34 protein-coding genes and 2 pseudogenes are annotated in these 24,927 nt (G+C 40.1%); 21 read left to right on the forward strand and 15 right to left on the reverse strand.

What is annotated here, in order from left to right; translation table 11 throughout:
- Positions 1-50 precede the first annotated feature (50 nt).
- The 9 genes from A0O21_RS02115 to A0O21_RS02150 all read right to left on the reverse strand — a co-directional run bounded on the left by A0O21_RS02115 (position 51) and on the right by A0O21_RS02150 (position 3,635).
- Positions 51-353, reverse strand: coding sequence for a bacteriocin immunity family protein (locus A0O21_RS02115; RefSeq protein WP_067060568.1), 303 nt, complete (start codon positions 351-353; stop codon positions 51-53).
- A 14-nt stretch (positions 354-367) separates the two neighbouring features.
- Complete coding sequence (locus tag A0O21_RS02120; protein ID WP_099092232.1) at positions 368-547, reverse strand: garvicin Q family class II bacteriocin; 180 nt, start codon at positions 545-547, stop codon at positions 368-370.
- Between the two features lie 271 nt (positions 548-818).
- Entirely contained in the window at positions 819-1,115 is a 297-nt protein-coding gene (locus A0O21_RS02125) for a bacteriocin immunity protein (RefSeq protein ID WP_067060570.1), read from the reverse strand.
- Entirely contained in the window at positions 1,115-1,333 is a 219-nt protein-coding gene (locus A0O21_RS02130) for a leucocin A/sakacin P family class II bacteriocin (RefSeq protein WP_067060572.1), read from the reverse strand. Before A0O21_RS02130 ends, A0O21_RS02125 begins: the two co-directional genes overlap by 1 nt.
- A 258-nt stretch (positions 1,334-1,591) precedes the next feature.
- Positions 1,592-1,963 (reverse strand): hypothetical protein, encoded by a 372-nt coding sequence (locus A0O21_RS02135; protein WP_067065038.1) that lies wholly within the window; start codon positions 1,961-1,963, stop codon positions 1,592-1,594.
- A 271-nt stretch (positions 1,964-2,234) separates the two neighbouring features.
- On the reverse strand, positions 2,235-2,507 hold the full coding sequence (locus A0O21_RS10580; protein ID WP_335742808.1) for a Blp family class II bacteriocin: 273 nt from the start codon (positions 2,505-2,507) through the stop codon (positions 2,235-2,237).
- Between the two features lie 129 nt (positions 2,508-2,636).
- The gene (locus A0O21_RS02140; protein WP_067060575.1) at positions 2,637-2,819 is read right to left on the reverse strand and encodes a Blp family class II bacteriocin; all 183 of its coding nucleotides are present in this window, start codon (positions 2,817-2,819) and stop codon (positions 2,637-2,639) included.
- Between the two features lie 29 nt (positions 2,820-2,848).
- Complete coding sequence (locus A0O21_RS02145; RefSeq protein ID WP_067060577.1) at positions 2,849-3,049, reverse strand: Blp family class II bacteriocin; 201 nt, start codon at positions 3,047-3,049, stop codon at positions 2,849-2,851.
- Positions 3,050-3,431: 382 nt separating this feature from the next.
- Positions 3,432-3,635 (reverse strand): Blp family class II bacteriocin, encoded by a 204-nt coding sequence (locus tag A0O21_RS02150; RefSeq protein WP_067060579.1) that lies wholly within the window; start codon positions 3,633-3,635, stop codon positions 3,432-3,434.
- Between the two features lie 177 nt (positions 3,636-3,812).
- On the opposite strand from A0O21_RS02150, the pseudogene A0O21_RS10835 reads away from it, so the two are divergent.
- A pseudogene (locus tag A0O21_RS10835) lies at positions 3,813-3,974 on the forward strand (IS3-like element ISLgar1 family transposase); the annotation flags it as partial.
- A gap of 200 nt (positions 3,975-4,174) precedes the next feature.
- Here the strand turns inward: A0O21_RS10835 and A0O21_RS02155 are convergent.
- Entirely contained in the window at positions 4,175-4,486 is a 312-nt protein-coding gene (locus tag A0O21_RS02155) for a hypothetical protein (RefSeq protein ID WP_067060581.1), read from the reverse strand.
- 89 nt (positions 4,487-4,575) lie between these two features.
- Positions 4,576-4,806, reverse strand: a complete 231-nt coding sequence (locus A0O21_RS02160; protein WP_067060583.1) for a class IIb bacteriocin, lactobin A/cerein 7B family — start codon at positions 4,804-4,806, stop codon at positions 4,576-4,578.
- A 220-nt stretch (positions 4,807-5,026) separates the two neighbouring features.
- Here A0O21_RS02160 and A0O21_RS02165 point away from each other — a divergent pair.
- Positions 5,027-5,755, forward strand: a pseudogene (locus A0O21_RS02165) (cysteine peptidase family C39 domain-containing protein); the annotation flags it as partial.
- Between the two features lie 119 nt (positions 5,756-5,874).
- On the opposite strand, the gene A0O21_RS02170 reads toward A0O21_RS02165, so the two are convergent.
- Positions 5,875-6,225 (reverse strand): DUF3397 domain-containing protein, encoded by a 351-nt coding sequence (locus A0O21_RS02170; protein ID WP_067060585.1) that lies wholly within the window; start codon positions 6,223-6,225, stop codon positions 5,875-5,877.
- 160 nt (positions 6,226-6,385) lie between these two features.
- Between A0O21_RS02170 and rplK the strand changes: the two genes are divergently transcribed.
- Complete coding sequence (gene rplK, locus A0O21_RS02175) at positions 6,386-6,811, forward strand: 50S ribosomal protein L11 (protein ID WP_067060587.1); 426 nt, start codon at positions 6,386-6,388, stop codon at positions 6,809-6,811.
- A gap of 99 nt (positions 6,812-6,910) precedes the next feature.
- Entirely contained in the window at positions 6,911-7,600 is a 690-nt protein-coding gene (gene rplA, locus A0O21_RS02180; RefSeq protein WP_067060589.1) for a 50S ribosomal protein L1, read from the forward strand.
- 232 nt (positions 7,601-7,832) lie between these two features.
- Here rplA and A0O21_RS02185 read toward each other — a convergent pair whose 3' ends face one another.
- Positions 7,833-8,591, reverse strand: a complete 759-nt coding sequence (locus tag A0O21_RS02185; protein WP_067060592.1) for a MurR/RpiR family transcriptional regulator — start codon at positions 8,589-8,591, stop codon at positions 7,833-7,835.
- A gap of 171 nt (positions 8,592-8,762) precedes the next feature.
- On the opposite strand from A0O21_RS02185, the gene A0O21_RS02190 reads away from it, so the two are divergent.
- From A0O21_RS02190 to A0O21_RS02235, 11 genes are all read left to right on the forward strand, one after another.
- On the forward strand, positions 8,763-10,433 hold the full coding sequence (locus tag A0O21_RS02190; RefSeq protein WP_067060594.1) for a PTS transporter subunit EIIC: 1,671 nt from the start codon (positions 8,763-8,765) through the stop codon (positions 10,431-10,433).
- Between the two features lie 2 nt (positions 10,434-10,435).
- A complete protein-coding gene (locus A0O21_RS02195) occupies positions 10,436-11,218 on the forward strand; it encodes an HAD-IIB family hydrolase (protein WP_067060596.1) in 783 nt (260 codons plus the stop codon).
- A 530-nt stretch (positions 11,219-11,748) separates the two neighbouring features.
- Entirely contained in the window at positions 11,749-12,477 is a 729-nt protein-coding gene (gene pyrH, locus A0O21_RS02200) for a UMP kinase (protein ID WP_067065041.1), read from the forward strand.
- A 268-nt stretch (positions 12,478-12,745) separates the two neighbouring features.
- Positions 12,746-14,119: a T7SS effector LXG polymorphic toxin gene (locus A0O21_RS02205; RefSeq protein ID WP_067060598.1), complete on the forward strand. Its 1,374-nt coding sequence runs from the start codon at positions 12,746-12,748 to the stop codon at positions 14,117-14,119.
- A gap of 29 nt (positions 14,120-14,148) precedes the next feature.
- Positions 14,149-14,772, forward strand: a complete 624-nt coding sequence (locus A0O21_RS02210) for a hypothetical protein (RefSeq protein WP_082854393.1) — start codon at positions 14,149-14,151, stop codon at positions 14,770-14,772.
- A gap of 3 nt (positions 14,773-14,775) precedes the next feature.
- The gene (locus tag A0O21_RS02215; RefSeq protein ID WP_067060601.1) at positions 14,776-15,090 is read left to right on the forward strand and encodes a DUF4176 domain-containing protein; all 315 of its coding nucleotides are present in this window, start codon (positions 14,776-14,778) and stop codon (positions 15,088-15,090) included.
- A gap of 78 nt (positions 15,091-15,168) precedes the next feature.
- Complete coding sequence (locus tag A0O21_RS02220) at positions 15,169-16,248, forward strand: hypothetical protein (RefSeq protein ID WP_067060603.1); 1,080 nt, start codon at positions 15,169-15,171, stop codon at positions 16,246-16,248.
- 18 nt (positions 16,249-16,266) lie between these two features.
- Positions 16,267-16,848, forward strand: coding sequence for a hypothetical protein (locus A0O21_RS10585; RefSeq protein WP_082854394.1), 582 nt, complete (start codon positions 16,267-16,269; stop codon positions 16,846-16,848).
- Positions 16,845-17,165, forward strand: a complete 321-nt coding sequence (locus A0O21_RS10590; RefSeq protein ID WP_082854395.1) for a hypothetical protein — start codon at positions 16,845-16,847, stop codon at positions 17,163-17,165. The genes A0O21_RS10585 and A0O21_RS10590 overlap by 4 nt, the downstream gene beginning before the upstream one ends.
- 98 nt (positions 17,166-17,263) lie before the next feature.
- Entirely contained in the window at positions 17,264-18,148 is an 885-nt protein-coding gene (locus A0O21_RS02230; RefSeq protein ID WP_067060606.1) for a hypothetical protein, read from the forward strand.
- Between the two features lie 45 nt (positions 18,149-18,193).
- The gene (locus A0O21_RS02235) at positions 18,194-18,490 is read left to right on the forward strand and encodes a DUF4176 domain-containing protein (RefSeq protein ID WP_067060608.1); all 297 of its coding nucleotides are present in this window, start codon (positions 18,194-18,196) and stop codon (positions 18,488-18,490) included.
- A 45-nt stretch (positions 18,491-18,535) separates the two neighbouring features.
- On the opposite strand, the gene A0O21_RS10840 is transcribed toward A0O21_RS02235, so the two are convergent.
- Positions 18,536-18,706 carry a hypothetical protein gene (locus A0O21_RS10840; protein WP_158511684.1) on the reverse strand — a complete coding sequence of 57 codons (171 nt, stop codon included), beginning with the start codon at positions 18,704-18,706 and terminating at the stop codon, positions 18,536-18,538.
- A gap of 178 nt (positions 18,707-18,884) precedes the next feature.
- On the opposite strand from A0O21_RS10840, the gene frr reads away from it, so the two are divergent.
- The 4 genes from frr to A0O21_RS02255 all read left to right on the forward strand — a co-directional run bounded on the left by frr (position 18,885) and on the right by A0O21_RS02255 (position 22,510).
- The gene (gene frr, locus A0O21_RS02240; protein ID WP_067060610.1) at positions 18,885-19,442 is read left to right on the forward strand and encodes a ribosome recycling factor; all 558 of its coding nucleotides are present in this window, start codon (positions 18,885-18,887) and stop codon (positions 19,440-19,442) included.
- A gap of 294 nt (positions 19,443-19,736) precedes the next feature.
- Positions 19,737-20,615 carry a CvfB family protein gene (locus A0O21_RS02245; protein ID WP_067065048.1) on the forward strand — a complete coding sequence of 293 codons (879 nt, stop codon included), beginning with the start codon at positions 19,737-19,739 and terminating at the stop codon, positions 20,613-20,615.
- An 824-nt stretch (positions 20,616-21,439) separates the two neighbouring features.
- Entirely contained in the window at positions 21,440-21,655 is a 216-nt protein-coding gene (locus tag A0O21_RS02250) for a YozE family protein (protein WP_067065050.1), read from the forward strand.
- Positions 21,656-21,670: 15 nt separating this feature from the next.
- The gene (locus A0O21_RS02255; RefSeq protein WP_067060612.1) at positions 21,671-22,510 is read left to right on the forward strand and encodes an ADP-ribosylglycohydrolase family protein; all 840 of its coding nucleotides are present in this window, start codon (positions 21,671-21,673) and stop codon (positions 22,508-22,510) included.
- A 186-nt stretch (positions 22,511-22,696) separates the two neighbouring features.
- On the opposite strand, the gene A0O21_RS11055 is transcribed toward A0O21_RS02255, so the two are convergent.
- A complete protein-coding gene (locus A0O21_RS11055) occupies positions 22,697-22,822 on the reverse strand; it encodes a hypothetical protein (RefSeq protein ID WP_257722083.1) in 126 nt (41 codons plus the stop codon).
- Between the two features lie 65 nt (positions 22,823-22,887).
- Between A0O21_RS11055 and A0O21_RS02260 the strand changes: the two genes are divergently transcribed.
- Together A0O21_RS02260 and A0O21_RS02265 are read left to right on the forward strand one after the other, a co-directional pair.
- A complete protein-coding gene (locus tag A0O21_RS02260) occupies positions 22,888-23,868 on the forward strand; it encodes a PhoH family protein (RefSeq protein ID WP_067060614.1) in 981 nt (326 codons plus the stop codon).
- A 329-nt stretch (positions 23,869-24,197) separates the two neighbouring features.
- A complete protein-coding gene (locus A0O21_RS02265; RefSeq protein WP_067065052.1) occupies positions 24,198-24,752 on the forward strand; it encodes a uracil-DNA glycosylase family protein in 555 nt (184 codons plus the stop codon).
- Positions 24,753-24,927: the final 175 nt, after the last annotated feature.

Raw genomic sequence — 24,927 nt, forward strand, 5'->3', positions numbered from 1 at the left:
AAGAGAGGTTAAGTAGAAACCGCTAAATTTCTTCCTTAACAAAATATTTTTTAAAACATAAGTCCGCTTACAGCTAATCCACGGCCCAAATTTGTCTTCAGTTGACCATAAGATGCAATTTTTTTGTAAAATTCACCGACATCTGAACTCATTGCTGTTTTTTTGGAAATATTTTGAATCCCGATGTTCCGTAATCTCTCTGCTAATGTCGTTAAAGCTTTTTCAAATTCTTTTTTATTTTCAATATCTTTTTTAAAGTCAACAAGGACTTGACGCTCATTGTCCTTAGTTTTTACATTTAAAATAAGATTATAAACGTCGTTTATAATTTGTTCTTCAGTTAGTTTAGACATATAGAGATCCTTTATTATTTAGCAAAATATCCCCCTGCAAGTGAAGATACCCAGCCAATTGCAATGACATCTGTTGTGGCTTGAAAAGCTCCTTTAGTCACAACATAGCCCCATTCTCCATTACTATAGCGGCAAGAATAGCCATTTGCTGCATAGTAAACAGGTTTGCAAATGCCGGTTCCTCCACCTTCCATTGCTGAAAGCTGTGTATCTGTTATTGTTTTAAACTGCTCTAGTGTTTTCAAGTTCTGCTCCCTGATTCTTTTTATTATCTTTGTCATCATGGCTGACAACTTTATTTTAACAAAGTTTTGTTTTGAAAGTCGTTTAAGTCATAAATTGTTAATTTTAAGTCGTGAATGGTGATCTGTCTTGAAACCAAACTTTTTAAATAATCTCTAGGACTTTTTATCCAGTCAAAAAGCTGATAGGACCAGCTATCAGCTTGAAAATACATATAGTATATTAGTATCCATATCTAATATTTGATAAACTTCGCAGTCTTTTTAACTGTTTTGATTGTTCTTCAGACAGCTGAATCTTATTCTCTGCCAAAACTTTGGATAACTCTATATTCATTCTGCTTAAGATTAATGGGCTAGATGTACCATTTGACTCTAGTTCCTTGCGGTAAGAAATAAAAAAGCTTTTTAATGGTCTAAATTTGAAATCTTTGCCAAAAGATTCTAATAAGTCATCAATAATGGCTACAGCTTCTTTGCTTCTCTCTTTGCCGCCAGAAAACCATCTTAAGCTTACCATTAGATAATTCCTCCTGAATGCCATCCGGCATTTCCACCAGTTAGAAGGTTCATTGCTGAATTATTTGCAATTGTAGTAACTGTTTGAGACCAATTCACCCAGCATTTATTTTCATTGCAATACAATCCATTGCCATAGTAAGTCGTCTTCCCACCCTCAATAGCTGAAATCTGTGCATCTGTCATTGTTTCAAATTGTTCTAAAGTTTTTGCTGTCATAGTTAATCTCTGCTTTCTTTTTTTATTTGTCATCATGATTGACATTTTTATTTTATCAAAGTTTTATTGTAAAATTTGCCTCAATCATAAATTGTTAATTTTAAGTCGTGAATGGTGATCTGTCTTGAAACCAAACTTTTTAAATAATCTATAGGCCTTTTTGTCCAGTTAAAAAGCTGATAGGACCAGCTATCAGCTTGAAAAAATGATCAATTACGATGAAAATAGACGACTGATGTCATACGACCGTGTTATAAATTATTTTTTTATGGGGATATTATTTGAACTTATAATAAAACCTATTGTGTAAAACATAACTAAAATATGCCATTCAAAAAATAGCAAGAAAGCATGCTTTTGTACAGTATTAATGATAAGTAATAATAAAACCATTAACAAAAACCAAAGTGTTTTTTTGACGTAAGAAATATAATTTTTTAAACATTGCTTTAAGCTTATCACCTCATGAAATTTTCTATAAAAAATAATATGAAGAAGAAGCTCGATAACTGTACTTGTCAATACTAAAACAATAATTGCAGAAAACGGAATTCCTATTAGATACCCTGCCCACTCTATCAATAATTCAGACAGGACTATTGCGGTTAAAACACGAATTTGATTATTCAAAAGAACACCTACCAAGAATTAATGGGTCCTTAACAAAGCCCATACCGAGGTACAGTATTGAGCGCCGTATATACCACCTGCTATTGCACCAGGGACATTGCCGATTAAACCGCCAACAGCTGCCCCTCCAGCCGTACAAATCCCAAGGGCTTGTCCAAATTCTCCTGCTGAAATACTATTCCCGCCTTTAATTAATAACAGAAAGTTGGTTGCTATCCAATATATTAACTGATTTCAAATTTTTTGCATTCATAGTAATAATTCTCCTGTATTAATGCGACCAAATTAAGCTAGCGGCAGCTCCTCCAGCCGCACATGCTGCATATGCATAAGGTGGTAAAAACATTCCAGTTTGAGCACACAGTACTACCCCCTCGACAGCTCCGCCAAATCCTGTCAAAAATGCATTAGCACTGTTTTTTCCTCCACCTTCAACGGCTGAAAGTTCTGTATCTGTTAATGTAACAAATTGTTCTAATATATCTAGGATAGTACACAGTAAAATAACAAAATAGAGTAGGTCATAGGGATTAATTTGCTTTATTTATGTTATACAGTATAAGCACTGTGAAAAAAACGAGAATTGTTCCCACTAAAATATCATCTGTTGATAAAATTGCTTTCACCCCCATTGATAAAAACAGTATATTTTTTAGGATAGTTCTCCAATTTTTCATCTACAAAAACTTCCAGCTGCTACCCCACCAGTCGCCATAGCTACACCTACACCAACAGGTCCTGCTATTGCTAGTCCGCCATATATAGATGCTGCTACTAAGGCAGCGCATGTTGGGCTAACTTTTCCACCAACAATCATCTCTAGTTCATTATCTTCAATTAACTGAAACTGTTCCATAAAATAATACCTCTTTCATAAAAATAAGTTTATCTACAAACTCTAAGTGCCGTTGCACCGCCGAGTACAGCAGCTCCTCCTGGTCCAGCAAACAAAAAACCTGCACCAGCCATCCCTGCAGTTCCTAGTACGCATGCAAGATCTCTTCCGTCTTTGTTTTTTCCACCTTCAACGGCTGAAAGTTCTGTATCTGTCAATGTAACAAATTGTTCTAAAGTTTTTGTATTCATTTGAATTACCTCCCAAAAACATTTTTGTCGTTGCAGCTGACAAACTTTAGTTTAACAAATTTTCTGGAAGATAAATGCCCAAGTCATCATTTGTCGTTTTTAGGTCGTAAATAGTCATTTTTTTGTATTTTCATGATTTTTACCATTCCCGATTTGACTTTGACTAAATAACAAAAAGGCTGGCAGATAAACTACCAGCTTAGAATAATATAAAGATATCTTTTACTTTGAAATAGTCTTATATACTACTGAAAGAAACAAACCAACAAGATAAGGAAGTAAATACTTTGTTCCCCAAAAAGAAGTTATTACTCCCGCAATTCCTCCAATGGAGAGAAAGTACAGTATCTTTTTTGTATTTATTTTTTTCATCATATAACATTTACCACCAGCAAGTCGCTCCATAAGCAGCCAGACCGCCTGCAATGCCAGCTATACCACCAACTGGTCCACCACCAATAAGACCTCCAATACCGCCTGCTACACCAGCTTTATCTGCGTCTCTCCAATTGCACCCTCCCCCTTCAACGGCTGAAAGTTCTGCATCTGTCAATGTAGCAAATTGTTCAAAAGTTTTTATATTCATTTGAATTACCTCCCAAAAACATTTTTGTCGTTGCAACTGACAGATTTTAGTTTAACAAATTTTCTGGAAGATAAATGCTCAAGTCATCATTTGTCATTTTTAGGTCGTAAATGGTAAAACTTGGTTAAAACAAAAGCCGATAGACAAAAGTGCGCTGCCAGTTCCTAATACCTGTAATACATGATTAGATTCATGAATCGGTATGGTGTAGAGGTTGTTCGAAAAAGTCAAAATAACTACTATCCTCCTGAACCAAAATATAAAGTCCTTCTTGAAGGGCGTTCTAAAATGTCACTCTCCCTTGATTATGCGTTTCCCAATGAGAGAATCCTTTCCAATTAGCTACTACAATACAAGAAAAATGAGTATACTATTGCTGAGAAAAACTTTGCTTAAACAAACGCATTGAAGTCAAACTCAATAAAGACCTATCCCTGTACAATACAGGGATAGGTCCTTTCAATAATTAATTGTCCAACTTTTTGGGGTCAGTACACAATAGAGTTGCTTTAAACTTTAGTTTTAGATATAAGTGAGATTTATAGAGGGTCTTCCTCAATAATTTGATAATGTTTCTGAAATTGTTTTTTTGAAACAACACGATGATTAGTAATATCTAAAAAATCTCCGATATATCCCACAGGATAAGAGGCATAACCAGGATAACTCAATAAGCTGATTTTCAAATTAAATTTCATAGACGGGTTTATTCCACTCATGGAAATTACCAATTTATTATCGTTCCATCTCAGATAATTTTGTTTAAAAGCTTGCTGAACCCATACTGGTTGAACATTCGTCTTGCTTATTTCCCATACATCAGACAGACGACCATTATATAATGCTTTCATAATTTACATACCGTATTTCTTTTTGCTAAAAAACTTCTAAATTATCTTTAAAATAACATTATTTAGAAATTTTTCCAGACAAATAAATATCAACAAGCATTAGGTGTCCCTCCAGTTCCTCCAGGAGGGCAAGAACGAACAGGACCACGGCGTGGATACTTTCCGTTTAATTGATCTACCACTTGACGAGGGTCAACAGGATGGGCAGCATTACCTATAGCACCCAATACAGCTCCAATCCATTCCATGCCTCCACCTTCAACGGCTGAAAGTTCTGCATCTGTCAATGTAGCAAATTGTTCAAAAGTTTTTGTATTCATTTGAATTACCTCCCAAAAATATTTTTGTCGTTGCAACTGACCGACTTTAGTTTAACAGATTTTTAATTCAATGCATGGCCAAGTCATCATTTGTCGTTTTTAGGTCGTAAACAGTCATTTTTTACCATTTGCGACTTTTTTTAAACTTTTTACGACTTGAAAAATCTTACCTTTCTATTTTGTGGCACAATAGTTTCAGTTTATTTTTAAAGGAAGGGCTATGAAAAGATATAAATATGTTAGTCAGATTGATTTACGAGATTGTGGTGTGGCAGCTTTGGCGTCAGTTGCCAAACATTATGGTTCAGATTTCTCGCTGGCTCACTTAAGAGAGCTAGCAAAAACAACTAAAGAAGGAACAACAGCTTTAGGCATTGTTGAAGCGGCCAAGAAAATGGGCTTTGAAACGCATGCTGTTCAGGCCAATATGGAACTGTTTGATATGGCTGATATTTCTTACCCCTTTATTGTTCATGTCAATAAAGAGGGGAAGCTTCAGCATTACTATGTTGTTTATAAAAGTAAAAGAAATACACTTGTTATTGGCGATCCTGATCCGACTGTCGGAATCACTAAAATGTCTAAAGAGTACTTTGCTAAGGAATGGACTGGAGTTGCTATCTTTTTAGCGCCTGCTCCCTACTATAAGCCTCATAGGGATAAAAAGAATGGTTTAATGAGTTTTTTGCCCATTATTTTTAAGCAAAAAGCTCTGCTGACCTATATTGTGCTCGCCAGCCTCTTAGTCACGTTAATTAATATTATCGGTTCGTATTATCTGCAAGGGATTTTAGATGAATATATTCCTAATCAGTTACAATCTACGCTTGGTATTGTATCTGTCGGACTGGTTGTTACCGATATTCTGCAGCAAGTTATGAGTTTTTCACAAAACTATTTATTAGTGGTTTTGAGCCAGCGGTTGACAATTGATGTGATTTTATCCTACACTATAGCGAAAGTTAAAAACAGCCGTTTTATCTTATTCATAAAAAAGCGCCGTACAACAGGTACGGCGCTTTTAAGACAGCGTTTAGGCCATCTTCAGTTCTAGTAACAGTTTATGGTTTATATTGTGAAGATTAAAATAACTAAGCCTAAGTAAAAAATGAAGGTCAGGATAAAGCCGGCCCGCCAGAAAAATTTGCAAAAACGGCGGTAAGAGAAGGAGGAGCGGCTGTGAATAAAACCAAAGGTCAATGCTATGGCCAGCAAAGACATGACAATCAGATAATACGGAAGCAGGCTGTGAACAAAAAAATGAGCGGAAACCAGAACAATCTCTGCTGCAAATAAGGGCAGAGCTAAATCGGGGGATTTTAACCCCAGCTTTCCCAGCCGGAAAAATTTCACGATAATAAAAGCAAAAAGCGGCGTCATGATAATAAAGGCAGCAGCCATTAATTTGTAGATATCCATACTGTTATTTTATAATGAATGCTGCAGAAAGTAAATAAAATCGCTGAAAAATCTTGCTTTTTTGTCCAAATAGTGTATACTAATTAAGTGTGCTTAGAGCACAGCTGTGGGAGGTAAAAATCTTTTATTTACCGCCAAAACCACAAAGGAGGATTTTAAAATGGCTAAAAAAGTCGAAAATGTTGTTAAGCTGCAAATTCCTGCTGGGAAAGCGACACCGGCGCCGCCAGTTGGTCCTGCGCTAGGTCAGGCAGGGATTAATATTATGGGCTTTACCAAAGAATTTAACGCCCGTACAGCTGATCAGGCCGGTATGATTATTCCGGTTGTTATTTCAGTATACGAAGATAAATCATTTGATTTTGTAACGAAGACGCCGCCGGCTGCAGTGCTTTTGAAAAAAGCAGCAGGTGTTGAAAAAGGTTCCGGAGAACCAAATACAAACAAAGTTGCTTCAGTGACTCGGGCGCAAGTGCAGGAGATTGCTGAAACGAAAATGCCAGATTTGAACGCTGCAGATATTGATGCTGCAATACGTATGATTGAAGGGACTGCTCGTTCTATGGGATTCACTGTTACAGATTAATTGTAACGCTGTCCTGTTGCCCGCAAAAACTTGATCATATTTTGATAAGTGACGTGGGAGATGAAAATCGATACTACCACATTACAAGGAGAAATTGAAATGGCTAAAAAAAGCAAACAAATGCGTGCTGCTCTGGAAAAAGTAGACAGCACAAAAGCTTACAGTGTTGAAGAAGCTGTAGCACTGATTAAAGAAACTAACTTTGCAAAATTTGATGCAACTGTTGAAGTTGCCTATAACTTAAATATTGATGTCAAAAAAGCTGACCAGCAGATTCGCGGTGCAATGGTCTTGCCCAACGGTACTGGTAAAACAGCGCGTGTTGTTGTCTTTGCGCGCGGTGCTAAAGCTGAGGAAGCTAAAGCAGCTGGAGCGGATGTTGTTGGTGAAGAAGACTTGGCTCAGCGTATTCAAGGCGGCTGGCTTGACTTTGATGTTGTGATTGCAACACCTGATATGATGGCTGTTGTCGGCCGTTTGGGCCATGTCCTTGGCCCCCGCAATCTGATGCCTAACCCTAAAACTGGCACTGTGACAACAGACCTTGCTAAGGCAGTTGAAGAGTCTAAGGGCGGCAAGGTAACTTACCGTGCAGACCGGTCGGGCAATGTGCAGGCCATTATCGGCAAAGTGTCTTTTGATAATGATAAATTAGTTGAAAACTTTAAAGCATTCAACGATGTGATTGTCAAAGCTAAGCCATCAACAGCTAAGGGAACTTACATCACGAATCTTTCCATCACCTCTACACAAGGTGTCGGTATTAAAGTCGATGCTAACTCTCTTTAATGTGTAAAAAAACTGGGACAGACTGTTACGCTTGTATAGCAAGCTTATCAGTCTGTCCCAGTTTTCTTTTTGATTCGGGCGGGGTCAGTTGTTTTTATTTAAAATGAAGAGCAAACAGGGTTTAAAGCTTTCAAAACTATAGCTTAGCACCTGAAACAGCTCGGAGGCTGCAGAACTCTGTGCTTCTTTGGCAGTTAGGTCAAGTGCTGGAAAGCAGAAGCAAACATTTTTATTAATTACCGGTCTGCAGTTTTTCTAAAATGATTTCAAATAGCAGAGTTCCAACTAGATTGAACATCAGTCTTGAACGCAGTTTAGCATGTTTTTTGGGGGCATCATAAACATATATGACAGCATCGCTGACCTGAGAGAGAAAGTCGTTCCCCAAACTAGTGATTGATAAGATTTGTGCACCGTTTTGCTTAGCTGAAAAGATGCTCTGGTTAACTTCATCGTTTTTGGCGCTTAATGAAAAAACCAAGACAACATCTTTTTGTGTTGCAATATCAGCAATTCTTTTAATACTGTAATGCTCAAAATAGTCGTTTGACCAAAGATTAACTAATTTCAGTTTTCTGTTGAAATCTGACATAGCCATATAACTTGATCCTACTCCAAGGCAAAAAATTCTTCTGGCCTTGATGAGATTTTCAGCAAAATAGTCAAAATCCGGCTCTGAGCACATTGACATTGTCTGGGTAAATTCCACCGTCAGCTGCTTTTTCAGTTCTTCAAAAGAAGATAAATGGCTGCTGCCTGATTGATTTTGTATCTCTTTAGTAAGTCTTAAATCATAGCGTAAATCATTAAACGTATGGTAGCCTAATTTCTTGCAAGCCCGAATAACTGTAGAAGATGATAGGAAAGTATCGCTGCCAATCTGCTTCAAAGTGAGACTTTCTAAATGTTCTTGCTTCATTAAATAATCAATAACTTCTTGTTCGCTTACCGATAATTTGTCATAATTATTCTTGAAATTTTCTAAAAACATTCTCTATCCTCTGAATCAATCAATGTATTTATACGAAAAAAGCAGTATATTTTTTATAGTAAAATTTTACTATTTTAGTAAAAAAAGTTCAATAGAGAAAGATTATCCGAAAACGGAGCTGCTTGCTTTTCCTATGTTATAATGGCTTCAGCAAATAAAGGAGGCCCTAATATGCAAAAGAATAAATTTATCTCTGCTTTTGAGCAGTTTGGACGATCATTTTTACTTCCAGTTTCTGTGCTGCCTGGCGCAGGAATTCTTAAAGGAATTGGGACTGCCTTCACGAATTCCAATACCTTAGAACTGTTTCCTGCCTTAAACAATTCCATTTTCCAGTTTATCATGAATTTTTTAATTGCGTTGGGAGACGCTGCGTTTGATAATTTACCTGTTATCTTTGCGGTGGGTGTTGCAGTTGGACTGGCAAAAAGGGAAAAGGGGTCTGCAGCTTTATCAGGTTTATTAGGCTTCCTGGTTTTGCACTACATTTTAAATTTTTTGCTAAGTGCCAGCGGGAGACTGGTTGATACAGCAGGGTTAGAGTCGACAGAAGCTAAGCTCCTGCTCGCTGATGCTATGCAGACTAATGTGCTTGGAATCCAAACAATGGATCTCAGTGTCTTTGGTGGTATTATTGTCGGCATTACAGTCTATTTTGTTCATAAATGGGCAGTCAAACAAGAATTACCGGCTGTTATTGGTTTCTTCAGCGGTCCTCGTTTTGTTCCGATAGTAACAATGGTCGTGATGTCTGGGGTTGCTGTTTTGCTGTTCTTTATTTGGCCAATCGTTCAAAGCGGTATTAGCGCACTTTCTGTAGCTATCCTAAAATCCGGACCTGTTGGAACATTCTTGTATGGTGTTGTGGAACGCGCTCTCCTGCCTTTTGGTTTGCATCACGGTCTTAATTGGCCAGTAAGAACGACAGAGCTTGGGGGCTCCTGGCTGATAAACGGAGAACAGGTGACCGGAACTGTGAACGCTTATTTAGCGTCACTGGCTGACTCCACCATTACTTCTATCGATCCTTCAATTACACGGTTTAATGGCGGTAAATTTGTTTACTTTATGTTTGGACTTTCCGGCGCTGCCTACGCTATGTATAAGACTGCTGCTCCAGCAAAGCGGAAAGTAGCTGGTTCTCTATTATTTTCAGCAGCAGCTACTTCTTTTTTAACAGGGATTACTGAACCGATTGAATTTACTTTCCTCTTTGTAGCGCCTGCTCTCTATGCTGTACATGCTTTTATAGCAGGTACCTCCCTCCTTGTTATGCATCTTTTGGGAGCGGGTGTGGCTACACCGACTGGGCACGGTTTTATTAATCTTGTTATTTATGGGATTCTTCAGGGTCCTAAAACTCACTGGTGGCTGGTTTTCCTTGTTGGGATTCCATACTTCTTCATTTACTACTTTGTTTTTAAATTTATGATTTTAAAATTCAATTTCAAAACACCAGGACGCGAAGATTCTGCTGAAGTGAAATTAGCTAGTAAAGAAGAAGCACGTGGGAAATATGGCCTTAAAATTCAGACAATTGGCAAAGAAGAAGCACCGGTTTCTGACAGCTCTAATATGACCAAAGAAGAGAAAACGCACCAGCAGGCACTCGGTCTTATTAAAGCTCACGGAGGGCCAGACAATATTGTTGATGTCAATGCTTGTATTACACGTTTACGTATTGATGTGAAAGATAAGTCGCTGGTTGATAAAGATGTTATTGTCAATCGCTATGAAGCCATGGGATTTGCTGAAAACGGTATGCAGATGCAATCCATTTATGGTGCTTATGCTAATGTGCTCAAAATGGAAATTCAGGATATTCTTGGCATAGGAGAATAGAGATGAAATCAAAGATTCTATGCGTAACTGATTTAGACGGTACTTTTATCAAAGATTCAGTTCAGGTTTCGCAAAATGATCTGCTTGCCTATCACTATCTGCTTAACTTCAGTGATTTTTCGATTGCAACAGGGCGTTCTGTCAAAGAAATTCACTATGTCACTGACCAGAACGCTATCAATTGTCAGCATTTTATTGCTTTTAATGGTGCTTTAATTATCAATTCAGATCAAGAAACCATATTTTCAGATGCTATTCCCCAAATGCAAGTGGCGGAGCTATTAGATTATTTAAAAAAGGAGCAGCTTGTCTTTGATGCATTAGACGGAGAAAGACGCATTGGCAATTTTTCCCATGAACACCCTGAACGTCTTTGGAATATGGAAATCATCTGCCCTGATAATCTCTATGATATTTTAATAAAAAGGGAGCTATTCAAATTCAATGTCCGCCCCCCTAAAGATACGGCAGGCAGCTGCCTGTCTTATCTGCAAAAAAAATTTCCCAATCTTGAAATATATCATTCCGGAGCGACTAGGATTGAAATAACAGCAAAAGGCGTTTCAAAGGGAGCGGCACTTCAAAAAATTGCTTCTTCCTATGACCTAGTTATTGCCTTCGGCGATTCTGGCAATGATATTTCACTTTTTGATAATGCAGATATTTCTTACTGCATGTCTGAGGCAGCAGCTGATGTTCAGCAGCATGCCACATTTACTGTTAATCATTTTTCAGATGCAATTGCCCATTTATCTCAGAACATTGGAAATTATTTAAATCACTGAGCGAGAGTGGGACAAAAATCGGTAAATCGTCATAAAATGCCGATTTCGATTTTGTTGTCCTACCTCCGAACAGTTGATTAGGGAGGTCGCTATCCCTTGTTCGACAAGGGATAAGAACTTCCGAACAACCACTGCGTCAAACGCATCCATCTAAAAAAGTGAAAGAGGCAGGGACTTTTGTCCCAGCCTTTTTTTACTTTCCGAAAATAAAGACAGGAGAAAAATAGTGAGCTAGACTAAAGGGGCTAGATGTGGTTTGGTTAGCGCTTATAGATAGGTTGATACAGCGGATAAATTATAACTTTCTTTTGACGAGGATGCTGCCAGCGGTAAGAGAGGAAAGACAAGCTATAAAATAATGAATTGGCTCATTCCTCTCTGCAAGCCGCATAAAGACAGCAAGTTTAGATTTTGCGTGAATTCCTTTAGATCAGTGCAGCTTGAGGCTTACCATAAAAAATAATATTAGACTATAAATCTTAGCAAAATTGTGATAGAATAATGAAGATAGAGTAAGGAGTAGGAAAATGGTGGAACCTAAATATCATCGTATTTTGATTAAACTGTCCGGTGAGGCTTTGGCAGGAGAAAAAGGAAACGGTATTGACCTGCCTACTGTTCAGGCAATGGCAAAAGAAATTGCCGAAGTTCACCATTCAGGTGTTCAAATTGCCTTAGTTATCGGCGGCGGCAATCTCTGGCGAGGTGAGCCGGCAGCAGAGGCAGGAATGGATCGGGTACAGGCCGACTATACCGGAATGCTTGGAACAGTCATGAATGCTCTGGTTATGGCCGACAGTCTGCAGCAGGTGGGAGTTGATACTCGTGTTCAAACGGCTATTGCTATGCAGTCTGTGGCAGAGCCGTATATCCGCGGACGGGCTCTGCGTCATTTAGAAAAAAACCGTGTCGTTATTTTTGGTGCCGGACTGGGCTCTCCTTATTTCTCAACGGACACAACAGCAGCACTGCGGGCTGCCGAAATTGAGGCGGATGCTATTTTGATGGCCAAAAACGGTGTAGATGGCGTCTATAATGCAGATCCTAAAAAGGATGCCAATGCTGTGAAGTTTGATGAACTGACGCATGTTGAAGTCATTAAGCGCGGTCTGAAAATTATGGATGCGACCGCTTCAACTTTGTCAATGGACAATGATATCGATTTGGTTGTTTTTAACATGAATGAACCGGGAAATATTAAACGGGTTGTCTTCGGGGAACAGATTGGGACAACGGTCTCCAATAAGTCCAATGAGTAAGGCTGTTAAAGTTAATGAGGGCCTTGTTTTAAAACCTAGCTTGCAAGGCCGCTAGCGTTTTCTGCCTTTCAGTCGGCACTTTGTTTTATGCGGAAATGGTTAAGCTATCAGCCTGTAACTGTGCAGGAACAAGGTAGAGGGGGGCAGCTGATGCCGCTCCCTTTCCTCGGCTTGCTGTTTTTTTGGGGCTAGACAAAACGTTTGACATCTGTTATACTTTTAAAAACGAAAAAGCAACTTTTGTAAGTGAAAAGGGAAACTTTTAACCATGAAAATCGATATGACAGAAGTCAATGAGAATAAGACAACTTTAACGACCTCTATTGATAATTTGAACAGTCAATTGGAAACTGCTAAGACTTCCTTTACGAATCTAGTCAATACCGACAGTCTTCAAGGGGAGGTCAAGACAGCCATAGACGGTAAGATTAATAACTATCAGATTCCGCTTCTGACCAACTTTTCCAATAGTTTATCGACTTTATCGGCCCAGTATGATAAGGCGATAGAGGCGTTTCAAACGACGGTTGAGGAGACCTCAGCTACGGCGATTATCGATACGGATTATCTGCAGGGATTAGAGGAAGGTTATAGTACGATAGAGAGCAGTATAGCGACGATAGACAGTGAGACGTCCAAGATTTACAGTTCGATATCTGATATCATCAGTTTGAGCAATCCCAGCAGTTCAGATATTACGACACCGTTGAGTGAAGCCAAGAAGGTATTGACGGATACCAAGAGCAACATGGAGACTTTTAACGGCTGGACACAGGGGACAGAATTCAGTGAACTGTTGTTGGCACAGTCAACGCAGTTACAGTCTCTAATGGGATTAGTTAATATAAGTTATACTGCATCTGGTGCTAAAACGTTTTACAACAAGACGGATTTTGCAGATAATGCAGCTTATGTTGCTCAGGCAATCTCGAATCAGTCAACTCCCGTAGGGCTACTGGCAAATGTAGGGAAACATACTTCAAGCTTCTTTGATTTTTTGGGAGATGAGAAATGTAGTATTGTTAAGGATTTACTGGCTGAATATACTAAAAAGGGATTGGAAAAAACTGGAACCGTAATTCAAACATTAGCTGGGCATAAATTGTTAAAATATGGCGTTGAAGGTTCTGGATTTGTTATGATAGACCCAGATACTAGGTTGGGGAGTAGGATTTTAACTGAGACAAGTAAAAAAAATATTTTAGGCTCAAAAATAGTAAAATGGGGAGAATACCTAGGTGGGAACCTAAAAGATATTCAATTTAAACAAGGTTGGGGGACTGCTGTTACAGGTATAAAATCCAATTTAAGTAGTTTGAAATCTGTAAAAGGTACTTATAAAAGTGTTGGAGCTATAGGAACACTTTTTGCTGTCACAGATGGAATTGATACTTATATTCAAAATAAAGAAACATACGGGGAATTCCATGCTGCAATTGATGGTATAGCTCATGCGGGAAGTTCTTTTACAGGAGCAGTAGTAGGAGCACAAATAGGTGCTGTTATAGGTTCAGCTATTCCAATACCTGTTGTTGGTACGGTTGTGGGGGCAGCAATAGGCAGTATAGCTGGTTCTGCAGTGTCTGATGGGATAAATAATATTTGGGACAATGTTTCTCATGGGAAATGGAAGTTATGGTAGTGCATATGTTTTATAGGAAAAGAATATTTATGGGGGATTATGCTGGTAAAGCTATTTATTATGATCGTAAAACTAAGGAAGCAGTGTACGCTCCTAAAAGCTTTTTGTTGAATACAGAGGGGGCTAAGAGAACAAATACTTTGATTCCTATGTTAGTTGTTCTTTTCATGTTTAGTTGTACTAATTTATTCATGATAAAAAAATTATTTAATATGGGAACATATACAGAAAAAACACTGTATTATATCGTGCTTATTTGGCTTATTGAAAGTATATTTTTAGTGGGAATTGTAGAGCTAGCACTTTATAAAAATGTTAGAACAGCAAAGTTAGCAACAGAATATGCTTTTAGGCAAGCAACTTTTAAAAATTTAATTTCAGAACAACGAAATGGAAAAACAGAACAGGGGAATATTATTTATATGAAAGTGCTGTCTGCAATAATATTACTTCTTCTCTTATTACCAGTCGTTTATGTCATTACTTATCAAGATTTAATAGGAAAAGCTATAGGAAATGAAATTTTTAGGACTATTATTCTTGGTCTTGTTATCCCAGTAAATATCATTGTTTTTAATCAAAATAGTCCAGTCCGTTTTTTTAAAACTATGCAATTATATAACCAAAATAAAATTAAATTTAAAGAGGAGTAAGAAATGGAAAATAAAATTTTACCTTTAGGATCGGTAGTAACACTTAAAGGTGGTGATGATACAGAGTTAATGATTATTTCACGTGGAAGTACTATTGAAGAGCTAGATAATCATAATGGAAAAAGAATGGTATATTATGACTATGGTTCAGTTGTTATTCCAAATGGGATGCAGAGTCCTGATACAGTTTTCTTTTTCAACCGTGAAAATGTTAAGTCGGTTCTTTTTGAAGGATACCGCAATGATGCGGAAGTCCATTTTACAAACCATTATGATAGTTGGGTACAAGCTTCTACAGTACCGAAAGGAAAAATTTAAAGATTAGGTTTAATTTTTTAAATCTCTCCCCTTTTCTAGAGTGAAGCCAAGAAGGTGTTGACGGATACCAAGAGCAACATGGAGACTTTTAACGGCTGGACACAGGGGACAGAATTCAGTGAGCTGTTAGCCAGTCAGGGGACGGTTTTAGCTTCTTTATCCGATTTGACCGGTGTGTCCTATGTTGATAAAGAGGCTTCGGCATTTTATTCGGATGCCAGTTTTGCGGACGGTGTCAAGACGACCTCTCGCAACATAGCTTCCACCTCTACCCCTCTAGAACTACTTGAAATAGTTGCTAAGTCTCTAAATTCTATTGCCGAAACGTCAGGCTCATGGTGGTCAGGTTTTTCTGACATTTGGCAGACCTATGTCCAATCGGTAGCGGATGATTCGAATTATAAGCGGATGAAGAGCGGTGTGGGCTTAGTCAGGGATTATTTAAAAATCTTTAATAATAAGAGCCATAGTGCCGCTAATCTAGGCCGTCAGGCTTTTGAAGGGCTCAGCAAATCCTGGGATATGGTCAGCAAGTCTGGCAAGGACTTGTGGGCGGTTATGCGTCAGGTCAAGAACACCAAAGCTTGGAGTGCCCTGAGCAAGGTAGGCAGCAGCAAGGGCTGGAAGCTGGCGGAGAAGGGCTATAAAGGGGCGACGAAGTTTTTCGATACGGTCAAGAATCCGCTGAAGTCAGGTGCAAAGAGTTTAGGGAAGGTCGCACAGGTAGGCGGCTGGACGATGGTGGCAATGGAGGCAAGTGTTTACGGCTATCAGGGCTATACCGATGAGGACAGCCGGACCTATCACAGCGTAGGCAAATCCGCCATTCATGCTGGGGTGGAGACCATTAAAAACGCCGGCCCCCTGGAATTTACGGCAGCCTTTTCTAAGGCTGGAAGTCTTCTAGGACCGGGAGGTGCAGCTGTTGGTGCAGCTGTAGGCTTTGTTGCAGGGAGTTTTAATGCTGCTTGGGGAGCTATTGACCCAGAAAGTAAGGATAAATTTTATTCATGGGCTGAAAATAAGGCGTTTGATGCTTATGACGGGGCGGCCAAGGTAGTTAAGGATGTCGGTCAGACTGTTTCTGATAAGGCGAAGTCTGTCGGTCAGTCGCTGTCTCAGGGCTGGAATAATGTGACCTCAGCTTTTGGTTTTTAGGAAGGAGTGATCTGCTAGATGAAGAAGTCCATCTTTAAAGCCAGCTTTGAGGAAAGCCAAGGCCTGGTGACCCAAGGCAAGTTTGTCCTGACAGCTGGAATAACCAGAAATAATAATCCTGTTCATATGGGTATTTTTAACAGGCTCTTCACGCTTGTGATTATAGGCTATTTTGCTTTTGGTCTTGTTTTGTATGGTTTGTTGTTTGCTATGCCAGAACAGATTGGAAGAGTTGGGGAGGTTAGGCTGATTTCAGTGAAGGCGGCAGAATTAATCCATCAGATAGGGACTTTCCTCATTCCGCCTTCTGCTTTCTTTTATACTCTAACATTCATTTTTATGACTCTATTCTGTTTGCCTAAAAAGAATTTGAAGGTTCAGTCTTATTTTTACTTTTCTTTCTACTTTCCTTTTCTTACCTGTGCTGTCATCGCTTTGTTTTATTTTCTCAGTGCTTTTGCTTTTAATCGTTTTGGGTTTTCAGGCTTTCTGCTTCAGCTGGTAGCTGGTTTAGGGTTTATCATAGCCATTCTCTATCAAGGCTATCGCGATGCCAGAAGGCGCTTGTATAATGAACCGCGTTGGCTGGGGGGCTTGTGAAACTTATGGGTTATACGGTGTTAGCGGTCAGTGCAGTGCTTTTGGTCTTGAGCGGGACAGTGTTTAAAGGGCTGGCTAGTGATTTAAATGAGATGTGGTACAGCTATCTTTTGGGGCTTCTATTGTTGCCTGCTTTGATTATTGTTGGCTATGCTTGGCGTTTGTTGGTGAATCAGTTTATTTATCAGGCTTATTATATCTGGAAGTATCCGGAGGAGTATAAGGTTTATCTGAAGATTTCTGATAAGGAGTGGTATAGTAAACGTGAGTTAAGGAGACGGGAGAAAGCAGCAAAAAAGAACAGCCGGAGCTCATGATTGTCTAAACTCAATTATCCTGCTTTAAATAGTCCCTGTCTCAGGGTTGGAATAATGTGACCTCAGCCTTTGGTTTTTAGGAAGGAGTGATCTGTTAGATGAAGAAGTCAATTTTTAAAGCCAGCTTTGAGGAAAGCAAGAGAATCATTAAACCTGACGTTCTAATCGGAAATCTTAAAGAGAACAATTCCATGAACTGGTCACTGCTCAATCGGCTTTTCACTTTTTTCATAGCTGGCGGAATGAGTTTCGCGTTAATAGCGTCTTTATTATTTGGAATGCCTTTTATTTTGAGTGCAGATGCAGAAAATATTCGCTATTTGTCTCCAGCTTCTGCCCGCTTAGTTGGAGCTCTTGGGCAGGCATTTTTTCTTCCTAACATTACTGTTTTTGCCATAACAATTATCCCTTCTTTAAATGTACTTTTCCCTCCATCTAATTTGGCTAAACAGCGACTGATTGGTTTCCCACTCTTTTTAGGGTTGGGATATTGTACTTTAGTTTTGGCTTCCTGTTTATCAAGTGCTGCCGCTTTTGACCGTTATGGGACAGCTGGGCTTTTGCTTCAGGTTGCAGTCGGTCTTGTCTTAATGGTGCTGATTCTCTATCAAGGCTGGCGGAGGACTAAGGCGGTCTTATATAGTGAAGAGTACGAGCCGCTGCTTTCAGCTAAGAGGCTTTTGCTTATAGTCGGTGCGATCAGTCTCTTTCTTTTGCTTCTGAGCGGCAGTGTGTTTCAGGGGTTGGAGACAGACTTGAATCGCCATTGGTATAGTTACCCCTTAGGTCTGGTTCAGCTCCTTGCCTTTGTAGTTTCGGGCTACGGATTTTGGTTCATTACGGATTTCTTTCTGTTTCAGAGTTATTATTTGGTCAAATACAGTCGGGAGTACCAGTCTTACTTAGAGATACCAGATGAGGAGTGGTATCGCAATGGGCGTAAGAAAAAGCGGAGAGAGGAGAGACGTCAGAAGAAAAAGTAATTGTTTTAGGTGAGAATAAGTGTGAATGAAAGAGGAGGAATTGAGATGGCAAAAACGTTATTGCCTTTAGGAAGTTTGGTTTATTTGAAGGAAGGAACGGTAAAGTTGATGATTATCGGCCGCGGTATTGAACTCAATGAGGAGGCCGGTAATGTCTACACAGATTATGCTGGAGTAATTTATCCAGAAGGATTTAATCCAGGGAATGGCTATTTTTTCAATGATGAGGACATTGACCAAGTGGTTTTTCGTGGCTATGAGGACGAAGAGGAGAGCCGATTTATGGAAGTTTATGAAGAGTGGGAGAAAACGGTGACAATTCCGAAGAAGAAATCGGACTAGGCTGTTTTAATCTATGCCCTTTATGAATTAAACACGCCCCAAAATCTAGTGTAAACTATGTTTATTAGTAGGTGCGTCTGCGAAATCAGAGATTTCGGACTTACCGTCATTTTTGCTTTGCTCTTTTACGGGCTTTGTATCTTGTTGGAATTGAACACGCCCTAAAATCCTAGTGAAAAAGATGTCTGTCAGCGTGATGCCAGCATCACTTGCCATCCCCTATTTTCATACGGATTTTTAAACGGGCTTTGTATCTTGTTGGAATTGAACACGCCCTAAACGCTGCGGGAAAAAGATGGCCTGACTTAGAATCGGGCGATTCGTCAGCCAGTCCCCTATTTTCCTTTTGCGTTTTAACGGGCTTTGTATCTTCTTGTAAGGAGTGTATATTTTTATGACTAATGCTATTATTGAGAAAGCGCAGAAACGTTTTGAGCAGTCTCATCAGTCTCTGTCGCGTGAATTTGCAGCTATCCGTGCGGGGCGTGCTAACGCCAGCCTTCTGGATCGGATTCAGGTGGAATATTATGGGGTTCCAACTCCCCTTAACCAGCTTGCGTCGATTACGGTGCCTGAGGCACGTGTCCTCTTGGTTTCACCCTTTGATAAATCTTCTTTGAAAGATATTGAACATGCTATCAATGCCTCAGATTTAGGGATTAATCCGGCTAATGATGGTTCTGTTATCCGCCTGGTGATTCCGGCTTTGACAGAGGAGCGGCGCAAAGAATTGGCTAAAGAAGTGAAAAAGACAGGGGAAAATGCCAAAATTTCTATTCGCAATATTCGCCGTGATGCAATGGATGAAGCGAAGCAGCAAGAAAAAAATAAGGATATCACTGAAGATGAGCTGAAAATGCTGGAAAAGGATATTCAAAAGGCAACCGATAATGCTGTTAAGCATATTGATGAGATGACAGCTAATAAAGAAAAAGAGCTGTTGGAAGTTTAGGGCCAAGGAAGCTGATTGTTCTGTGCAGAAGAGGGCGGGCAAGAGAGCAGTTTTATAGAAACTCTGCTTTTCTCCCGTTTTTTCTGTTTCAAACCAAATTCAGCGCCTATTTCAAATCCGTATGAAAAGGAAAGGAAAAAAGATTTTTAAAATAAAAGTGAATCCGCTCTTGATCTGACAGTCTGTCAAAAAAGCACCTGCTGCTGTGGGACTGTGATAATATTTCACTTAAGTTCAAGTTATTTTCGCTTAAACAGGATTGCCAGTTATTTTTAAAAGTCTTTATATTTTATGATGAATCAGCTACTTGCAACTGTCGTTACCGGATTGGTAACTGATGAAAATGAACAGTTTTATTTTATTCAAAAAGATGGCATAACATTTGCTCTTGCTAAAGAAGAGGGAGAGCATCAGTTAGGTGATATGGTCAAAGGTTTTGTCTATACAGACATGAAACAAAAGCAGCGTATGACAACAAAAGAAGTGCAGACTACCCGAAGTCACTACGGATGGGGAGAGGTCACCGAAGTCCGCCGTGATTTAGGGGTATTTCTTGAGGTCGGTTTGCCGGATAAACAGGTTGTCGTCTCACTGGATTTGTTACCGGATCTTAAAACACTTTGGCCCAAAAAGGGAGATAAGCTTTATGTATCTTTGTCTGTAGACCGGAAAAATCGTATTTGGGCAGTTCCGGCGGCTCCTGAGGTTTTTCAGAAGATGGCCGGGCCAGCTTATAATAATATGCAGAATCAGACTTGGCCTGCTATTGTTTACCGCCTGAAACTTTCTGGCACCTTTGTTTATCTGCCTGAAAATAATATGCTGGGGTTTATCCACCCAAGCGAACGTTATAATGAGCCGAGACTGGGAGAGGTTCTCAATGCCCGTGTTATCGGTTTTCGCGACGCTGACCGTACGCTTTACCTGTCGCTTAAGCCGCGTTCTTTTGAAACACTGGAGCAGGACGGTCAAATGATTTTAGCCTATCTTCAGGCTAATGGCGGTTTTATGACCTTGAATGACAAGTCTTCACCTGATGAGATTAAGGCTGTTTTCGGCCTGTCAAAAGGTCAGTTTAAAAAAGCTCTAGGTGGATTGATGAAGGCTGGACAAATCAAGCAGGATAAAACAGGAACCGAGCTTGTCAAAGAAGCCTCACCGGACAAGAAGTGAAAGCAAGGCTGAAATGAGGGCAGGTTTATCCTATTTTTTAAGTCTGTCAGTTGGGGAAAGTTTCTCTCGGTTAGAAGTTATAGAGGATGAGGTTAGGTCTGTCGGCCTAACTTTTTAGTCGGACAGCCTTTTAATTTTTTGCTACAATAGGGTGAGACTAGAGGCTGATAGCTCAAGTTTTAACCCTCAAAAATACTTGAGGATTCAAAACCAAAGGATAAAAGATCTAATTTAAGAAAAATTGGCTGATTAAGCAAAAATTGAACACGGGCTAAGCTCTGTGTAAAAAAGTTCTAGCTAAGTTTAGAATTGATTTCAAGTGAGCTAACTGTTGACGTCTGGGAGTGGGACAGAACCCTAATCAAAGAGTTCGTCATCCCACCTCCGCAAGACCTAGTAGGTAGTTTAAAGCTTTGAAAAAGCGAATAAAATACCACTAGACGACTAGCGTTCTGCAGCACAGACCTGAGATGATTTTGAAAGCTTAAATTTTTGCCGCCCACCCCCATCCAACCGTCCTGGCAGAGGTGGGTCTGTCAAATCGGAGATTTCGGACTTACCGTCAGCCGTAAACGTCTGAAAGCTTTGTCGCCTTAACAGTCGACCGCACCTTTCTAGTCGTTCTGGCAGGGGTGCGCAGACGAAATCATAGATTTCTGGCTTACCGCCATCCGTAAACGTCTGAAGGCTTTGCCGTCTTTACAGCCGACCGCCCCCTTCTAGTCGTCTTGGCAGAGGTGCGTCTGTCAAATCAGAGATTTCGGACTTACCGTCATTTCATATGGATTTGAGGCGGGCTTGTGTTTTAGTGGAGGAGAATGTTTGTGAGAAAATCATTTTATACTTGGCTGATGACTCAGCGTAATCCTAAAAGTCAGGCTCCGGCAGCTCGTTTGGCTGATCTGGTTTTTCAGGAGTCTGAATTTCCTAAGCATACTGCAGATTTTGATGTGATTAGCCGCTATTTGGAGGAAAGAGCAGGATTTTCTTTTAATCTCAGTGAATTTGACCAAATTTGGGAGGATTACCTGCTTCACTAGAAAAAGGGGAATTTTATGAATAAGCTGCGCGCTGCTGTTTATGGACTGGTTGTCGGCGATGCTTTAGGATTTCCTGTAGAATTTAAGAAACGCGGCAGTTTTTATGTGGAAGAGATGACTGGTTTTGGAACTTATAATCAGCCTCCTGGGACATGGTCTGATGATTCCAGTATGACATTAGCAACCTGTGATTCAATAAGGGAGATGGGGCGGATTGACTTAGATGATTTGCGCAGACGTTTTGAAAATTGGCTTTTTCATAGCGCCTATCGTGCGGGTGAAAGCTTATTTGATTATGGACGGACAACTTACGAGGCTTTGAAGGGCGGTTGCGGTATCAATGATTATCAGGCAAACGGCAATGGTTCATTGATGCGGATTATACCGCTGGCCTTTCTTGATGTCAGCGACAGCGAAATTGAAGCGGTGTCGGCTCTTACCCATGCTCATCCCATTTCGAAGGAAGCCTGTTGTATTTATATCAATATTGCCCGCCATCTTTTGGCTGGTCAAGATCTTTCTGCTATTTTAAAAGGATTAGAAGTCAGTGCACCTTTTGCTGATTTGAAAAATTTAGAGGTATTGCCTGAAAGCCAGGTCTCTTCCTCGGGCTTTGTTATCCACACTCTTCAGGCTTCGCTGTGGTGCCTGCTGCAAACCAGTTCTTTTTCTGAGGCTGTTTTAAGGGCGGTTAATCTGGGAGATGATTCGGATACGACAGGAGCGGTTACGGGTGCTTTGGCCGGAATAGTCTATGGCTATGAGGCTATTCCCAAAAACTGGATTGCAGAGCTTAGGAATAAAGAGCTGATAGAGCGTTGTCTGTTTGATACGAACTTGATGAGTCATCAGTGATAAGCCCATAATACTGCATTTAGAGGCTTTCTGCTTTATTTCATTTTACCTTAAAAAAACTAGAGCAAGGTCTTTGCTTTGAACATTGTGGCAGTCTGACTTACGGCAAAAGTCAGGCCGATTGCCGATTTGTTTTTAAACCGGTCTGCAGACTGTAAAGGCGTTATTGAGGGACAGGCTTTACTGTCATGAAAAAGTCACGCTATGAGTGTGATTTTTTGGTATAATGAAGGCACGGTAGCGATTTAATAACTGAACACGCCCTAAACGCTGCGGGAAAAAGATGGCTGCCAGCATGATGCCCAGCATCACTTGCCATCCCCTATTTTCCCATTGCGTTTTTAATGGGCTTTGTATCTTATTTGAGGAGTGTATTGTTGCAAGATTTTTCAATTGATATTACCTTGAATCATCCGGATGATTTGCTTAATTTATTTGGTTCCAATGAACGCCATTTAAAATTAATCGAAGACCATCTGGGAGTGACTATTCATGCTAGAACAGAGCGTATCCAAATAGTCAGCAGCGATCAAGAGTCTCTTGAAACAGCCAGATTGGCTATTGAGGCTCTTCTTATTCTGGTCAGCCGTGGTATGTTAATCAATACTTCTGATGTTATAACGGCTTTGTCCATGGCAGAAAACGGCAGTATTGACCAGTTTGTGGCACTTTATGAGCAGGAGATTATTACAGACACGTATGGCCGTCCGATACGAGTAAAAACTTTAGGACAGAAAGCTTATGTGGACAGTGTTAACAGCCATGACCTTGTGTTTGGAATAGGTCCTGCAGGGACCGGAAAAACTTTTTTGGCAGTAACGCTTGCGGTCACTGCTTTAAAACGCGGACAGGTAAAACGTATTATTCTGACCAGACCAGCGGTTGAAGCCGGTGAAAACCTAGGATTTTTGCCGGGAGATCTCAAAGAAAAGGTTGATCCTTATCTGCGTCCGGTCTATGATGCCCTTTATCACATTTTAGGAAAAGAACAAACCGTCCGTCTGATGGAGCGCGATATTATTGAGATTGCCCCTTTAGCATACATGCGGGGGCGTACGTTGGATGATGCCTTTGTTATTCTTGATGAAGCCCAAAACACAACGGTTATGCAGATGAAAATGTTTTTGACGCGTTTGGGTTTTCATTCAAAAATGATTATCAATGGTGATATCAGCCAGATTGATTTGCCCCATCACGCTAAGTCCGGTTTAGTTGATGCTTCTGAAAAACTGAAGGGTATTAAGGCGCTGGACTTTGTTTATCTGTCAGCCAAAGATGTTGTCCGACATCCTCTTGTCGCAGAAATCATCGACGCTTATGAACAACAAGATACAAAGGCCGTTAAAAAATCCGTATGAAAATAGGGGATGGCAAGTGATGCTGGCATCACGCTGACAGCCATCTTTTTCCCGCAGCGTTTAGGGTGTGTTTAATTAACAAGATACAAAGCCCGTTTAAAGCTCACAGCAAAAATAGGAGCCTGCCTGCTGAGTCATCGAAGACCAAAGGAAGGCTATACTCACAGAGCAGCCACATTCGTATGTCAGCTTACGCTTCCTACGATTGCGTCTCTTTTTTGCAAAGAGCTTAGGCCGTGTTCAATTCAACAAAGTACAGTGATCTGTTTAACCTTATTGTGAAAGTGAAAGGGAGGGGTATAGTGGCAGAGACAGTATTTCAGAAAATCATGCAGGATGAAGCCAATCTGACTTATACTCGGGCCGGAATCGAGCCTCTATTCGCTGCACCGAAAACAGCCCGTATTGTGATTGTCGGGCAGGCTCCGGGGATTGTTGCTCAGACAAGCCGTCTGTACTGGAATGACCGGAGCGGTATCCGTCTGCGGGACTGGCTGGGAGTGGATGAAGAAACCTTTTACCATTCCGATCTTTTTGGCATTTTGGCTATGGATTTTTACTATCCGGGTAAGGGGAAATCCGGAGATTTACCGCTGCGCAAAGGTTTTGCTGAAAAGTGGCACCCTCAGCTGTTGGCGCAGATGCCGGAAGTTAAATTGGTGATTTTGGTTGGCAGCTATTCACAGCAGTATTATTTAGGTGCTGACCGCCGTAAAACTTTAACAGAGACCGTTCAGCACTATAAAGACTACCTGCCTCAGTACTTTCCTTTGGTCCATCCTTCTCCCCGCAATCAACTTTGGATGGCCAAAAACCCATGGTTTGAAGAAGATGTCATACCGGCATTGAAAACAGTTGTAGCTGAAATTTTGGAAGGGGCATAGATCTGTCTAAGCTGGGGATAAAAAGTCTTTGAGGCGGTTTTCAATTATTTTACTAATTTTAACTGTTGAAAATCCTAAAATAGGCGTGGCAGTAGAGAATGCGCTGCAGTTTGAAGACGTTTCTGCTCAGGTAGCAAAACGTCTTTTTATTCTTCAAAAAGAGCGCGAATATTTT

This window comes from Streptococcus pantholopis, assembly GCF_001642085.1.
GTDB lineage: Bacteria > Bacillota > Bacilli > Lactobacillales > Streptococcaceae > Streptococcus > Streptococcus pantholopis.

Excerpts from the sequence above, each read along its gene's own strand:
- A0O21_RS02170 (WP_067060585.1), bottom strand. The coding sequence starts at position 6,225 with ATGGATATCTACAAATTAATGGCTGCTGCCTTTATTATCATGACGCCG.
- A0O21_RS02145 (WP_067060577.1), bottom strand. The coding sequence starts at position 3,049 with ATGAATACAAAAACTTTAGAACAATTTGTTACATTGACAGATACAGAA.
- A0O21_RS02215 (WP_067060601.1), top strand. The coding sequence starts at position 14,776 with ATGGAAAATAAAATTTTACCTTTAGGATCGGTAGTAACACTTAAAGGT.
- A0O21_RS02160 (WP_067060583.1), bottom strand. The coding sequence starts at position 4,806 with ATGAATACAAAAACTTTTGAACAATTTGCTACATTGACAGATGCAGAA.
- A0O21_RS02190 (WP_067060594.1), top strand. The coding sequence starts at position 8,763 with ATGCAAAAGAATAAATTTATCTCTGCTTTTGAGCAGTTTGGACGATCA.
- A0O21_RS02155 (WP_067060581.1), bottom strand. The coding sequence starts at position 4,486 with ATGAAAGCATTATATAATGGTCGTCTGTCTGATGTATGGGAAATAAGC.
- A0O21_RS02235 (WP_067060608.1), top strand. The coding sequence starts at position 18,194 with ATGGCAAAAACGTTATTGCCTTTAGGAAGTTTGGTTTATTTGAAGGAA.
- A0O21_RS02265 (WP_067065052.1), top strand. The coding sequence starts at position 24,198 with ATGCAGGATGAAGCCAATCTGACTTATACTCGGGCCGGAATCGAGCCT.
- A0O21_RS02195 (WP_067060596.1), top strand. The coding sequence starts at position 10,436 with ATGAAATCAAAGATTCTATGCGTAACTGATTTAGACGGTACTTTTATC.
- A0O21_RS02205 (WP_067060598.1), top strand. The coding sequence starts at position 12,746 with ATGAAAATCGATATGACAGAAGTCAATGAGAATAAGACAACTTTAACG.
- A0O21_RS02140 (WP_067060575.1), bottom strand. The coding sequence starts at position 2,819 with ATGGAACAGTTTCAGTTAATTGAAGATAATGAACTAGAGATGATTGTT.
- A0O21_RS02230 (WP_067060606.1), top strand. The coding sequence starts at position 17,264 with ATGAAGAAGTCAATTTTTAAAGCCAGCTTTGAGGAAAGCAAGAGAATC.
- rplK (WP_067060587.1), top strand. The coding sequence starts at position 6,386 with ATGGCTAAAAAAGTCGAAAATGTTGTTAAGCTGCAAATTCCTGCTGGG.
- A0O21_RS02245 (WP_067065048.1), top strand. The coding sequence starts at position 19,737 with ATGAATCAGCTACTTGCAACTGTCGTTACCGGATTGGTAACTGATGAA.
- A0O21_RS02185 (WP_067060592.1), bottom strand. The coding sequence starts at position 8,591 with ATGTTTTTAGAAAATTTCAAGAATAATTATGACAAATTATCGGTAAGC.
- A0O21_RS02130 (WP_067060572.1), bottom strand. The coding sequence starts at position 1,333 with ATGACAGCAAAAACTTTAGAACAATTTGAAACAATGACAGATGCACAG.
- A0O21_RS10585 (WP_082854394.1), top strand. The coding sequence starts at position 16,267 with ATGAAGAAGTCCATCTTTAAAGCCAGCTTTGAGGAAAGCCAAGGCCTG.
- A0O21_RS02115 (WP_067060568.1), bottom strand. The coding sequence starts at position 353 with ATGTCTAAACTAACTGAAGAACAAATTATAAACGACGTTTATAATCTT.
- A0O21_RS02125 (WP_067060570.1), bottom strand. The coding sequence starts at position 1,115 with ATGGTAAGCTTAAGATGGTTTTCTGGCGGCAAAGAGAGAAGCAAAGAA.
- A0O21_RS02255 (WP_067060612.1), top strand. The coding sequence starts at position 21,671 with ATGAATAAGCTGCGCGCTGCTGTTTATGGACTGGTTGTCGGCGATGCT.
- rplA (WP_067060589.1), top strand. The coding sequence starts at position 6,911 with ATGGCTAAAAAAAGCAAACAAATGCGTGCTGCTCTGGAAAAAGTAGAC.
- A0O21_RS02150 (WP_067060579.1), bottom strand. The coding sequence starts at position 3,635 with ATGAATATAAAAACTTTTGAACAATTTGCTACATTGACAGATGCAGAA.
- frr (WP_067060610.1), top strand. The coding sequence starts at position 18,885 with ATGACTAATGCTATTATTGAGAAAGCGCAGAAACGTTTTGAGCAGTCT.
- A0O21_RS02210 (WP_082854393.1), top strand. The coding sequence starts at position 14,149 with ATGGGGGATTATGCTGGTAAAGCTATTTATTATGATCGTAAAACTAAG.
- A0O21_RS02220 (WP_067060603.1), top strand. The coding sequence starts at position 15,169 with ATGGAGACTTTTAACGGCTGGACACAGGGGACAGAATTCAGTGAGCTG.
- A0O21_RS02120 (WP_099092232.1), bottom strand. The coding sequence starts at position 547 with ATGGAAGGTGGAGGAACCGGCATTTGCAAACCTGTTTACTATGCAGCA.
- A0O21_RS10840 (WP_158511684.1), bottom strand. The coding sequence starts at position 18,706 with ATGGCAAGTGATGCTGGCATCACGCTGACAGACATCTTTTTCACTAGG.